The sequence below is a fragment of the Hippea jasoniae genome, from assembly GCF_000744435.1.
Classification (GTDB): Bacteria; Campylobacterota_A; Desulfurellia; order Desulfurellales; family Hippeaceae; genus Hippea; species Hippea jasoniae.
Window position 1 is genome coordinate 133,739 of the sequence record NZ_JQLX01000010.1, and the last position, 12,514, is coordinate 146,252.

The 12,514-nt window shown below is 38.7% G+C and carries 12 protein-coding genes; all 12 read left to right on the plus strand.

Going from position 1 to position 12,514, the window contains the following annotated elements; genetic code table 11:
• The first annotated feature begins 39 nt into the window (after positions 1 to 39).
• Genes EK17_RS01370 through EK17_RS01425 form a run of 12 tightly spaced genes read left to right on the plus strand, consistent with a single transcriptional unit; the run spans position 40 to position 12,497 of the window.
• On the plus strand, positions 40 to 576 hold the full coding sequence (locus tag EK17_RS01370) for a hypothetical protein (protein WP_035586846.1): 537 nt from the start codon (positions 40 to 42) through the stop codon (positions 574 to 576).
• Positions 573 to 776: a hypothetical protein gene (locus EK17_RS01375; protein ID WP_035586847.1), complete on the plus strand. Its 204-nt coding sequence runs from the start codon at positions 573 to 575 to the stop codon at positions 774 to 776. Before EK17_RS01370 ends, EK17_RS01375 begins: the two co-directional genes overlap by 4 nt.
• Entirely contained in the window at positions 739 to 2,781 is a 2,043-nt protein-coding gene (locus EK17_RS01380) for a heterodisulfide reductase-related iron-sulfur binding cluster (RefSeq protein ID WP_035586848.1), read from the plus strand. The genes EK17_RS01375 and EK17_RS01380 overlap by 38 nt, the downstream gene beginning before the upstream one ends.
• 18 nt (positions 2,782 to 2,799) lie before the next feature.
• The gene (gene lysA / locus EK17_RS01385; protein WP_035586849.1) at positions 2,800 to 4,038 is read left to right on the plus strand and encodes a diaminopimelate decarboxylase; all 1,239 of its coding nucleotides are present in this window, start codon (positions 2,800 to 2,802) and stop codon (positions 4,036 to 4,038) included.
• A complete protein-coding gene (gene dapF, locus EK17_RS01390) occupies positions 4,035 to 4,868 on the plus strand; it encodes a diaminopimelate epimerase (protein WP_198018120.1) in 834 nt (277 codons plus the stop codon). The genes lysA and dapF overlap by 4 nt, the downstream gene beginning before the upstream one ends.
• 10 nt (positions 4,869 to 4,878) lie before the next feature.
• Positions 4,879 to 5,757: a 4-hydroxy-tetrahydrodipicolinate synthase gene (gene dapA, locus EK17_RS01395; protein ID WP_035586850.1), complete on the plus strand. Its 879-nt coding sequence runs from the start codon at positions 4,879 to 4,881 to the stop codon at positions 5,755 to 5,757.
• A 10-nt stretch (positions 5,758 to 5,767) separates the two neighbouring features.
• Complete coding sequence (gene dapB, locus EK17_RS01400; protein ID WP_035586851.1) at positions 5,768 to 6,571, plus strand: 4-hydroxy-tetrahydrodipicolinate reductase; 804 nt, start codon at positions 5,768 to 5,770, stop codon at positions 6,569 to 6,571.
• The gene (purF, locus tag EK17_RS01405; RefSeq protein ID WP_035586852.1) at positions 6,572 to 7,912 is read left to right on the plus strand and encodes an amidophosphoribosyltransferase; all 1,341 of its coding nucleotides are present in this window, start codon (positions 6,572 to 6,574) and stop codon (positions 7,910 to 7,912) included. It abuts the gene before it with no gap.
• Positions 7,913 to 10,123, plus strand: a complete 2,211-nt coding sequence (locus EK17_RS01410) for an ATP-dependent DNA helicase (protein ID WP_035586853.1) — start codon at positions 7,913 to 7,915, stop codon at positions 10,121 to 10,123.
• On the plus strand, positions 10,074 to 10,568 hold the full coding sequence (locus tag EK17_RS01415; protein ID WP_156957494.1) for a hypothetical protein: 495 nt from the start codon (positions 10,074 to 10,076) through the stop codon (positions 10,566 to 10,568). Before EK17_RS01410 ends, EK17_RS01415 begins: the two co-directional genes overlap by 50 nt.
• Entirely contained in the window at positions 10,565 to 10,816 is a 252-nt protein-coding gene (locus EK17_RS01420) for a hypothetical protein (protein ID WP_035586855.1), read from the plus strand. The genes EK17_RS01415 and EK17_RS01420 overlap by 4 nt, the downstream gene beginning before the upstream one ends.
• Positions 10,809 to 12,497: a chloride channel protein gene (locus EK17_RS01425; RefSeq protein ID WP_035586856.1), complete on the plus strand. Its 1,689-nt coding sequence runs from the start codon at positions 10,809 to 10,811 to the stop codon at positions 12,495 to 12,497. The genes EK17_RS01420 and EK17_RS01425 overlap by 8 nt, the downstream gene beginning before the upstream one ends.
• The last annotated feature ends 17 nt before the right edge of the window (positions 12,498 to 12,514 follow it).

Genomic DNA, 12,514 nt, shown 5'->3' on the forward strand with positions numbered 1-12,514 from the left:
CACTTGACTTTACTTTGAGGCTTTGTGTAATTTAAAAACATGAAAATTTTTTTGATTTTTCTTGTTGCTATAGCGCTTTATTCCTGTGTAAATTTAAAACCGTTTGAGGTAGGCGATAATATAGATGCCTCCTGGCAGTTAAGAAACCTTACATCATTTGATAAAGAAATTGGAAAGTTTGCAAAAACCATCTGTCCAGTAGTTAAGAACAGCAGGCTAATAAGTGTTGATCTGTATAATGAAAACTCAGGCTTCATCGATGAAAACGGTGAATATGCAGGATATCTGATAGCCCGAAAACTCAATCAACTCTGCGAAGTCTATGCCGAATATGTCTCTCATCCTAAATGGGTGGAGTTTAATAATTCCATTGAAATTAAAAATCCGCCAGAGAGTTTTGATTATGCTGTTGTTGGTAGTTATAAATACTACAACCACTGCTGGGATGTTAATCTTGAACTGGTTGACTTAAAAAATGGTATAGTGGCAAAAACCTATTCCTTTGTGGCTTCTAAAAAAAGCATAAAATTCTCAATAGAGCCACTGCATATTCCCTCAGAGGTCGAATTTCCATGAGCGGTATAGCCTTGGCTGTTGAGGTTGTAAGGAAAAGTTATCATCCCCATGTGTCGACTGTGGATACGCTTGTTGCCGGTTTTTTTACATTTTTTATCGTGGCAGCCGTTTTGTTTGTCAGGTATCGTGTATCAAAAGAGATGAAAAAAAGGGGTATAAAAGGTGATATCTTTAGAAGAAGAAAAAAGACTCACAAATGATCAATTTTTACAAAACGCACTTAAAAGACTAAAGGAAAATTACTTCTCAAAAAGAAAAAAGATAGAAAAGCTGTTTGATATAGATGATATGCGGCTTAGGGTTTCACAGATAAAAAAGATAAATATCGAAAATTTAGAGCAAAATATCGCAAACTTTATAAAACAGGCCACAGAAAACGGCGCAACAGTTTTGTATGCTAAAGATAAGGTGCAGGCAAACAAACATATTATCGATATTTTAAAGAACAAAGGCGTAAAAAATATAGTCAAATCCAAATCACTCACAACAGAGGAGCTAAAACTAAATGAATTTCTCACTGAAAATGGCTTTGAAGTTGTAGAAACAGATTTAGGCGAGTGGCTTGTTCAGATAAACAACGAGCCGCCGACCCATATGACGGCTCCCGCCATCCATCTATCAAAAGAGAGAATCAGGGATTTGCTAAACAGGGTGTTTAATGAAAATTTAGAAGCAGACCCTAAGCTGATGGTGGATTTCTGCAAAAGTAAAATAAAACAGGCATTTAAAGAGGCTCAATGTGGCATTATAGGTGCAAATGCAGCCTCAGCAGAAAGCGGCAGTCTGTTTATTTTAAGCAATGAGGGCAATATTCAAAATGTTTTGAAGCAAAAGCTCGTCATAGCCGTTGTAGGTGTGGATAAAATCGTAAAAAACGATAAAGAAGCCTTTGAGGTTGTTGACCTTCTACCAAAAGCAGCTACCGCCCAGATTGCCACAAGCTACCTTGATGTTTTGAAGTCCACCTATGGGGAGTTCTATATCATTCTTTTAGATAACGGCAGGCTTGAGCTTGCTAAAGATGAAACCTTTAAGGATATTTTATACTGCATACACTGTGGTGCATGTCAGAATGCATGCCCTGTTTATACAACCGTTAGCGGTCTTATGTTTAAAGGGGCAAGCTATGCAGGACCTGTTGGGGTGCTATTGTCTTATTTGGCCAAAGATACGCCGAATCTTCATGAAGTGGCCAATCTGTGTATCGGTTGTATGGCTTGTGATGAGATCTGCTCTGTTCATATACCTATTCAAAGTTTAATTTTGTCCATAAAAGCTCAGACCACAAAAAAACAGCCGTTTATTAAGGGTTTGATTATAAAGCATCTTGAAAACCATTATGAGATTTTAAGACTTTCAAGTCTTTTTTCATCGTTTCTGTTTAAAGAAGAGCTAAAAACCGGTATAGAAAAGATTGATAAAGCACTTGGATTGAACTTCAGGGCACTGCCACCGCCCAAAAAATCGTTTGATATTTCTGTTAAAACAAAACAGGCAAAAATAGGACTATTCGCCGGCTGTTCTGTTAATTTTATCTATCCTGAGATTGGAGAAGATCTCTTGAAGCTTGCAGATAAACTAAATGAAAAGATTGAGGTTATTGAGCAAAAAAGCTGCTGCGGTGCACCTGCATGGTATAACGGTGAGAAAAAATCGGCTTTTGAAGCATGTAAAATCAATGTGGAATACCTTTTATCTTTTGGCTTTGAAAAGATTCTGTTTGTTGATCCCCACTGTGCACATATGGTTAAAAGGGATTATGTTGAATTTGGCTATAAAAATGCAATTGAACTATCTTCAAAGGTTGAATGCGCTGGCAGGTATTTTTTAGATGTTATAAAGAATAATGGTATAAAAACAAAACGGTTGGGTGGTTTTGTGGGCTACCACCATCCCTGTCATCTAAAGAGAGGACTGGGTTACTCCGATGAGTTTGAGATGTTTATAAGAACTGTTGAGCCCAATTTTGTTCAGCTAAATGATAGCGATAGGTGCTGTGGTTTTGCAGGTAGTTATTCGATGATGCATCCTTTTGTCTCCAAAAGCCTGCTTGATGAAAAATTAAAAAATATAAAGGATGCAGGCTTGCAGGTGCTTATAACGGCCTGTCCGGGGTGCATGATGCAGATCTCTGGTGGTGCAAAAATAAAGGGTATGGTGTTTGAGACATTGCATTTTATCAGTTATTTAAATAAAATAGTCTAAATCTAAAGGGAGGATGGTGTGTTTGAATACAGAAACGGTGAGTTGTGGGCAGAGGATGTTGCGGTTGAAAGAATTGTTGAAGAGGTAGGAACGCCTGTTTATATTTACTCAAAAGCCCATTTTGTTTCGCAGTTTAAAAGGTTTGATGATGCTGCAACAAGAAATCATACGATCTGTTTTGCGGTTAAGGCAAATAGTAATTTATCTGTGGTTAATGTGTTTGCACAGCTAAATGCTGGTGCCGATATTGTTTCAAAGGGTGAGCTTTTCAGGGCGCTTAAGGCGGGTATAAAGCCTGAAAATATCGTATTTAGCGGCGTTGCAAAAACAAAGGATGAAATCGCCTATGCCCTTGAAAATAATATAAAGATGATCAATGTTGAGTCTGAGGATGAACTGTATGCTATAGATGAGGTTGCTAAAAGCTTAAATAAAAAAGCCCCTATCGCCTTCAGGATTAATCCTGATGTTGACCCCAAAACCCATCCCTACATATCAACGGGTTTGAAGAAAAACAAATTTGGTGTTCCCTATGATGAAGCTTTAGAACTATACGAAAAGGCCAATAAGCTTGATGGAATAGAGATTGTTGGCGTTCAGTTTCATATAGGCAGTCAGTTGCTTGATACAACACCGATTTATGATGCATCTGTGAGGATTGCAAAGCTGATCGAGGCATTAAACGATAGGGGTATCAAGATAAAGATTGTTGATGTTGGTGGTGGCGTTGGCATTGTATATGATGAAAAAACAGATAAGGAGCCTGATGTTAATAAATATGTTTCAGATGTAGAGAAAGCCTTTGAAAACTTCGATGTGGAGATAGTGTTTGAGCCTGGAAGATTTCTGGTTGGAAATGGAGGTATATTGGTTAGCAGGGTTGTATATCACAAAAAGAACCTCAATAAGCGATTTTTGATTGTGGATGCAGGCATGAACGATCTTTTGAGGCCTTCTTTATACAGCGCCTATCACAGGATTGCACCTGTTAAGTTAACAGGCAGTGAGAGGATTGTTTGTGATATAGTGGGTCCTATATGTGAGACGGGTGATTTTTTTGCAAGGGATTATGAGATTGAGGATGTGCCCAATTCAGGACTGATAGCTGTGTTTAGTGCGGGTGCATACGGGTTTACGATGGCAAGCAACTACAACTCCCGCCCAAGAGCAGCTGAGGTTATGGTTGATGGTAATAGCTTTAAAATTATAAGAAAAAGGGAGAGTCTTGAGGACTTGATCGCAGGAGAGGTGTTATGAAAAAGATTCCATTTTTTAAGATGAACGGCAGTGGGAATGATTTTATTATCATAAACAACAGGGAGCAGATTGTTGAAAATACGATAGAGATACCTGTTACTGAGTTTGTTAAAAAGGTGTGTGCACGGGGTGTTTCGATAGGTGCGGATGGTTTGATTCTTATCGAAAAAGACGATACTTACGATTTTAAATGGAGATTCTTCAACAGCGACGGCAGCGAGGTTGAGATGTGTGGCAACGGTTCACGATGTGCTGCAAGGTTTGCATATCTCAACGGTATAGCACCACTGAATATGAAGTTTTTGACATTGGCAGGGGTAATTGAGGCTCAGATTACAGGTCTAAAAACCGTTAAGGTTCAGCTTACAAAACCCAAGGATTATAAAGAGTTGATTGAGCTTGATGGAATAGATTTGAAGGCAAGTTTTATCAACACAGGCGTGCCCCATGTTGTTTATTTTGTTGAAGATGTAGATGAAATAGATGTTAAAGGGATTGGTCAAAAGACACGATATCACGACTATTTCAAGCCTGATGGTACAAACGCAAATTTTGCCCAGATTCTATCCAAAAATGCTATAAAGTTAAGGACATACGAAAGGGGTGTGGAAAATGAAACCCTGGCATGTGGCACGGGGGCAACTGCTGCAGCTTTGATTGCTATTTTGAAAGGTATCTGTGAGTCTCCTGTGGATGTATTGACAAAAAGTGGTAATGTTTTGAGGATTTATGCAAGGATAGAAAACAACAATATCGATAAGGTTTATCTTGAGGGTGATGCATTACTGACATACATAGGCACTATGATTGATGAAGCATGGAATTATTAAGGGGGTGTGTATGTTTGAGTTGAAAGGCGCAATGACGGCTGTTGTTACGCCGTTTAAAGATGGTAGGTTTGATGAGGAAACCTTCAGAAAACTCATAAGAAGGCAGATTGAAAGCGGCATCGACTGCATTGTACCCTGCGGCACAACGGGGGAGGCCGCTACTATGGATTTAGACGAATATGAAAGGGTGGTTGGTGTTGCTGTGGAGGAATGCAAAACAAAAGTGCCTGTGCTTGCAGGGGCTGGCACGAACAACACAAAAAAGGTTATAGAGCTTGCAAAGATTGCTATTTCTGCAGGTGCTGATGCAATTCTTTCTGTTGCTCCATACTACAACAAGCCCACTCAGGAAGGCCTTTTTCAACATTACAAGACGATAGCCGAGAATATTACGGTTCCGCTTGTCTTATACAATGTGCCAGGTAGAACCAGCGTGAATATTCTGCCACAAACCGTTGTAAGGCTCTCAGAGATCGATAATATCGTTGGTATAAAAGAAGCCAGCGGTTCGCTTAATCAGGTTTCTGAGATTATCGAGAATGCAAAAGAGGGTTTCAGTGTTATCAGTGGCGATGATTTTTTGACACTGCCTATGATGTCGATTGGTGGAAGCGGTGTTATATCTGTTTCTGCCAATGTTGCACCAGACCTTGTTGCCAGACAATACGATGCTTTTGTTGAAGGTGATTTAGAAGAGGCAAAGACTTTACACCATAAGCTGTTTAGGTTGCATCAGGCTATGTTTTATGAAACAAACCCGATTCCAGTGAAAACGGCACTTGCCATGTTGGGTTTAATTGAAGAGGAGTTCAGGTTGCCACTTTGTAAGATGTCTGACTCAAATAAAGAAAAACTAAGGGCTGTTTTAAAAGAGATGAATTTATTGTAAGGGGGGAGAGATGATTAGAGCGATTCTGTGTGGTGCTGCAGGAAAGATGGGTAGAAGAATTGCAAGTCTGCTTTCTGAGGATAAAGAGCTGAATCTTGTTGGGGCTGTTGAGGCAAAAGGTTCTGCACATATCGGTCAGGATGTGGGTATCATCTGCTCAATGCAGCCAAATGGTGTAACGATTGTGGATGATTTGAAAAAAGTGATAAACGATGGAGAGGTTGTAATAGATTTTTCTACACCTGCTGCAACACTGAATCATGTAAGGATAGCAGCGGATAATAAAAAACCGATTGTGATCGGCACAACAGGTTTTAAGCCTGAGCAGATTAACGAAATCGAAAAACTATCTGTTATTGTGCCAATAGTGCTTGCACCAAATATGAGTCTGGGTGTGAATATTCTGTTTAAGCTTGTTGGTGAGGTTGCATCGATTTTGAAGGATGATTATGACATAGAGATAGTTGAGATGCACCACAGGCATAAGGTTGATGCACCAAGCGGAACAGCTTTAAAACTTGCAGAGATCATTGCCGATGCAATAGGTGAAAACTTAGATGATGTGGCTGTGTATGGTAGAAAGGGTTTGATGGGTGCAAGAAAGCAAAAAGAGATCGGCATTATGAGTTTGAGAGGTGGCGATGTCGTGGGCGATCACACGGTGATGTTTGCAGGCCTTGGCGAAAGAATTGAAATTACACACAAAGCATCATCGAGGGATACATTTGCAAGAGGAGCGCTGAGGGCTGCAAAATGGGTTGTGGATAAACTACCCGGTTTATATTCCATGCAGGATGTTTTGGGTTTGAAATAGATGTGCGGCATAGTTGGTGTATTTAACAAGGATGAGGCTGCAAACTATGTATATTTAGCCCTGCATGCACTTCAACATCGAGGTCAGGAGGCCGCAGGTATTGTTTCAACCAATGGGAGCGAATTTTATATCCATAAAGGTGCGGGGCTTGTTAATGAGATATTCAATAAAAAGGGTATAATAGAATCGCTTAAGGGTAAGATTGCTGTTGGTCATAACAGGTATTCTACATTTGGCGATGAATCGATTGCCAATATCCAGCCCCTTCATGCACATTTTGATATGGGTCAGATTGCCATTGCACACAACGGCAACATAGTTAATGCCATCTCGATAAAGCGGCAACTTGTAAATGAAGGGGCTATATTTAATTCAAATTCCGATACAGAGGTGATTATCCATCTGCTTGCGCGCAGCAAGAAGACGAGTTTTATCGAACGATTGGTTGAGGCGCTTTCTAACCTGAAAGGTGCATTTAGTTTGATTGTAATGAGAGAAAACGAGCTTTATGCAGTAAGGGATCCGTGGGGTTTTAGGCCTCTGTCGATGGGAAAGTTGGATGATGCTATTGTCTTTGCAAGCGAAAGCTGTGCCTTTGATTTGATCGGTGCAGAGTTTATCAGGGATGTAAAACCTGGTGAAATAATTGTGGCAAATACTGATGGTGTGCATTCGTTTATGCCATTTAAAAAACAAACACTTGCCCGCTGCGTGTTTGAGTACATATACTTTTCAAGACCCGACTCAAATCTGTGGGGTAGCTATGTTTATTCAATACGAAAAAAAATGGGGCAGATGCTTGCAAAAGAATCTACTGTTGAGGCTGATATCGTTATTCCTACACCGGATTCTGGAGTGCCTGCAGCACTTGGCTTTGCAAAGGAAAGTGGCATAGAGTTTGATTTTGGATTGATCAGGAATCACTATGTAGGCAGAACATTCATTGAGCCGTCCCAATCTATAAGAAATTTTGGAGTTAGATTGAAACTGAATCCCGCAAGGGATGTGCTTGATGGAAAGAGGGTTGTTGTTGTAGATGATTCTATTGTGAGGGGTACAACATCCCGCAGGATTGTAAAGATGCTTAAAAATGCAGGCGCTAAAGAGGTGCATCTGAGAATTGCATCACCTCCAGTTATATCACCCTGTTTTTATGGTATAGATACACCTACAAAAAAAGAGCTTATAGCATCATCCCATACGATAGAAGAGATAAGAAAATATTCCACAGCCGATTCTGTAGCATACCTTTCGCTTGAGGGTCTAAAAAAGGTTGTTGGCGATACAGGATACTGTTTTGCCTGTTTTGATGGCAACTACCCTGTTGAGTTTGATAGATAGATGAAAATCGATGAGGATTCTTTTGAGAAGCTCTTAGCAGAACACCCCCCTTGCCTGTTTGAGGTGAAAGTGATAGATGATAGGATAATTGTCTTGGATAAAACCCAGCAGGTAGAGGGGGATTTGCTATTTTTTGGTGGGGATAGGTTTGAGGCCATAGAATTTGCCTTTGATTATCAGGATGTAATAGGCTGGCTGTTTTTTAGCGATGGAGAAAACTTAGAGATAATTGCAAAACCTGACAATGCTTTAGATACAGATGAGATTTTTAAAAAGGTTTTTTCAAGTGATGGTTTTGAAACAAGAGAAGAGCAACTAAAAATAGCAAGGTTTATTGAGAAGTTATTTAAAGAGGCTCGTCATGGCATTATTGAGGCTCCCACCGGCACGGGTAAAAGTATTGCATATCTTGTACCAGCTGTTTTGCATGCAAAAAGGCATTCAGAAAAGGTTGTAATATCCACCAATACCAAGAACCTTCAACTTCAGCTGTTTAACAAAGAGATTCCTTTTTTGAAGCGGTTTGTTGAATTCAAAGCTGAAATTGCCTTTGGCAGAAACAATTATCTGTGTAAAAGAAAGGTTGAATCTATTTTCTCAAAAGGTGATATGCTATTATTTGATGGCGATAGTTTTTCTTATATAAAGGATTTTTATAAAACAACGACTACAGGTCTTAAAAGTGAATTCTTTTCGCAATACAATATCGATGAGTCTTTGTGGCGGCTTGTCGAAAGCTCTACATTAAGCTGTGCTCATTCAAAATGCCCACACTACAAAAAGGATTGTTTTTTTTATAAAGTAAAAGACAGGCTTGAAAGAGCCGATATTATAGTCTCCAACCATCATCTTGTTTTATCCGATTCTGTGCTTGAGCATGCTGAGATTTTGCCAGAATACAGCTGCCTTGTTTTTGATGAAGCTCATAATATAGAAAAAAACGCAACAAATTACTATACAAACTCAACAACCACATCTGAGATTTTAAGATTGCTTGATATGCTTTATAAAAAGGGCTTGAAAACTGAAAGTGGCCTGCTTGCAAATTTTGATGGCATAGAGGAGCTTAAAAACCTTATTGTTGAGCAAAAAAACCTTATAGAAAGTATAGTAGAAACTTTTCTAAAAGGGTTTAAAAAAAGGGAGGCCATAGCTTTAGAGGTTGAAGGGCTAACTGATTTTGCAAAAGAACTGTCAAACTGCATCGGAAAGGTTATAAATAGCCTGAATAATTTTATCAAAGACAGGGATAGTTCAGAAATTGTCGATATAAAAGGTGTTTTTTTGCTTTTGTCAAATATCAGGGATATTATTGAATCGTTTTTGGTATTTGATAATAGGGATGCGGTTTTGTGGATTGAAAAAAGTGGTGGTGTAAAGTTTAATATTACGCCAGTTGATGTAAAAAAACCACTGAATGATTTTTTGCTTGATAAACTAAACAGTGTTGTTTTTATCTCTGCTACGCTTTCAGTGGCCGATAGTTTTGATTTTTTTAAAAATGTTGTTGGACTTGATAATGCAGACTGCTATATTGCTCATTCAAATTTTAACTATCAAGACAATTCGGTGCTTTTGGTTGTCGATGACCTCCATGAGCCTAAAGATGAAGAGTTTGATATCGATGTAGCAGAAGCTTTAAAGGATATTGCTAAAGCTTTAGAGACTAACAAAAGAGGGGTTTTAGTGCTGTTTACATCATACAGAATGCTCAATAATGTTTTTGAAAGTGTTGCTGATTTTATTCAATCTAAAGGGTTTGATATTTTAAGGCAGGGAGAACTTGATAATTTTGAGCTTTTAAATAGATTTAAAAAAGGTGGATGTTTTTTGTTTGCTACAAACAGCTTCTGGGAGGGTATCGATGTTAAAGGTGATGCCTTGAGCGTTGTTGTTATAACAAAATTGCCGTTTGAGGTGCCTACATCACCCATTCAGAGATTCAGGTATGAAAAGCTGAAAAAAGAGGGCGTTAATGCGTTTTATGAGTATTCGCTGCCCAAGGCTGTTTTGAGACTTAAGCAGGGTCTTGGGAGGCTGATCAGATCAAAGGACGACAGAGGTGTGATGGTTGTGCTTGATAGAAGGATTTTTAGTAAATCATACGGCAGGGTATTTGTGGAAAGTTTAAGTTATATGAATATTAAAAGGATAAAAAGCAGTGAGATTGAAAGCAGTATTGTTGATTTTTTTGATAGTAGCGTTTCTTGATAGTTGCACAACATTTAAACCGCTAATTGGTAAGCATAGGCAGCTTGTTGGCGTATTTAATGCCAACTATTCAGGCAAAACATTTGAGGGTTTCTTTTCAATAGCAGATCAAGATATGCGGCTTGATGTTGTTAATTCTTTGGGTTTTTCTGCCTATGGTGTTTATGTAAAAAAAGGCGATGTGTACTTAATTGATTATTCAACAGGCAGGCGTTATGAGAATCTAACATTTGGCGGGATGAACCTAAACGGCTATAAAAAAATACTTGTATCGCTGGTTGATAATTTTTATACTTTGTGCAAAACAAAACATAAGAATATCTTTATTTTGCGCTGTATGCACTTAAAAGACTACTATTTGCCTGTTGATTTTATACTGTTTGATAGAAATAAAAGAATGAGGATTCACATTAAAAAATTGAAGTTTAAGGAGAATAAACAATGAGTTTGTGGGCTGTGGCTGCGTGTGTTGTGATTCTCAATCTACCGTTTGGATTTTTAAGGGCGAGGGTTGAGCGATTTTCAAAAAAATGGTTTTTATACATCCATCTGCCCATTCCTTTTGTGATAGCCTTGAGGCTTATAAGCGGTCTGGGTTTTCAGCTATACACATTTCCCGTTATGATTGGGGCGTATTTCTTTGGTCAGTTTGCAGGCTCTATTGCCTATCGATATGTAAACTCAGATGGGTAGTATTGTAAGGCTGTTTTTTCTGCCCACTTTGATGGGTGTTGTGGGCGGCATAAGTGCGATCTTGATGAGGGAGCTGATAAAAGGCTCCTCTTTTTTAGCCGGTAGTGTGAATTTTTTTGAAAGCAATAGCTACCTTTATCTTGTTTCAATCCCTGCTGTTTTTCTTGTCTCATCAATTATAATAGAAAAGGTTTTAAATAAAGCCACAAATCCCACAATCGATGCTGTGGCACGCTCTATCGCATTAAAGAAGGGCAGATTGGATTATAAAAAGGGTATCTTAAGCGTGATTTTAACCGCTGTAAATATCGGTTTTGGTGTGCCTGTGGGGCGTGAAGGCCCTATTGCAAAATTGGGTGGCTCGTTGAGTTATTTTACGCTTAAAAACTTAAAGACAGAAAGTGTTAATACGCCTTTGCTTGTATCATGTGGCGTATCAAGTGCACTTGCTGCAACATTCAACGCTCCGATTGCTGCTGTGGTTTTTGGTCTTGAGATAATTCTGGGCAGATTGAATTTTAATGTGATTATACCGCTGAGTGTATCCAGCGTTGTTGGTGATATGATTTCAAGATACTTTTTTGGTAACTATCCTGCATTTTTTGTGCCCAAGCTTACCTACGATTTAAGGTTGATGTTTTTTGTGCCTTTTTTTGCTGTTCTTTTTGCCTTTGCCGTTTATCTGTTTGATGTTGTGTTTTCGTCTGTAGAGGAGATATTTGAAAAATTGAGATTTAGCAGTAGCTATATTAAGGCAATAGTTGGCGGTTTTGTCGTGGGTTTAATTTTGTGGCTTTATCCAGATGTAGCCTCGCTGGGTTATAAACAGATATCTATGCTTTTTGAAGGCGGCTATCTGCCAAGAGAGGCTTTAACTTTGGGGCTTGTGAAACTTATTGCTTTGGCTATTACTTTTGCAAGCGGTATGTTTGGCGGTGTATTTGCCCCTTCGATATTTGGTGGTGCGTTTTTTGGTTATGCCGTTGGAGCTGTTTTTAACCATTTTTTTTCATTTATCGATCCTTATGCTGTTGCCTTGGTGGGCACTGCTGCTGTCACAGCTTCTATCTCCTCTGCGCCTTTTAGGTCAACATTAATAGTTGTTGAGCTTGCACAAAACTACCATATGATCCTGCCTTTGATGCTTGGCAGTGTGATAAGTATGTATCTATCGCATATTTTTGAAGGAAAAATCCATTTTATTAGACCCATCATGCAGAAAGGTTTTGATTTGATGGATGATGCATACAAGGAAAAACTCAAAAAGGTAAAAGTTTCAAATTTCATAGATACAACTGTTAAGACTCTAACACCAGAGCAAAAGATAAGAGATGTTATTTTTGAATTGATGAATGAGAAATCCAGCTATTTTGCTGTTGTTGAAAAGGATAAATTGGTGGGCGTGCTTTCCTTTCGCGATATAAGGCTTATTGGTGAGTTGAATAGCAGCGATATTGAAGTAAAGGAATTGATGACGATAAATCCAAGTTTTTTGAGTTTATCTTCAAATGCCCTTGATGTATTTGAGTTTATCTCACATATCGATGTTGATTATATACCTGTTGTGGATGATACCAGCTCACTAAGCTATCTTGGCATGCTTGATGTTAATGCGTTTTTGAAGTTTGCATCGTTTGTGTATTTTAAAGATAAAATAAGGTTTGGCGGTTTTAATAAATGATAAAAGCATGATGGTTT

Bases quoted from the DNA above. Each gene is read 5' to 3' on its own strand.
- purF (WP_035586852.1), top strand. From the start codon at position 6,572: ATGTGCGGCATAGTTGGTGTATTTAACAAGGATGAGGCTGCAAACTAT.
- EK17_RS01375 (WP_035586847.1), top strand. From the start codon at position 573: ATGAGCGGTATAGCCTTGGCTGTTGAGGTTGTAAGGAAAAGTTATCAT.
- dapA (WP_035586850.1), top strand. From the start codon at position 4,879: ATGTTTGAGTTGAAAGGCGCAATGACGGCTGTTGTTACGCCGTTTAAA.
- dapF (WP_198018120.1), top strand. From the start codon at position 4,035: ATGAAAAAGATTCCATTTTTTAAGATGAACGGCAGTGGGAATGATTTT.
- EK17_RS01420 (WP_035586855.1), top strand. From the start codon at position 10,565: ATGAGTTTGTGGGCTGTGGCTGCGTGTGTTGTGATTCTCAATCTACCG.
- dapB (WP_035586851.1), top strand. From the start codon at position 5,768: ATGATTAGAGCGATTCTGTGTGGTGCTGCAGGAAAGATGGGTAGAAGA.
- EK17_RS01425 (WP_035586856.1), top strand. From the start codon at position 10,809: ATGGGTAGTATTGTAAGGCTGTTTTTTCTGCCCACTTTGATGGGTGTT.
- EK17_RS01410 (WP_035586853.1), top strand. From the start codon at position 7,913: ATGAAAATCGATGAGGATTCTTTTGAGAAGCTCTTAGCAGAACACCCC.
- EK17_RS01370 (WP_035586846.1), top strand. From the start codon at position 40: ATGAAAATTTTTTTGATTTTTCTTGTTGCTATAGCGCTTTATTCCTGT.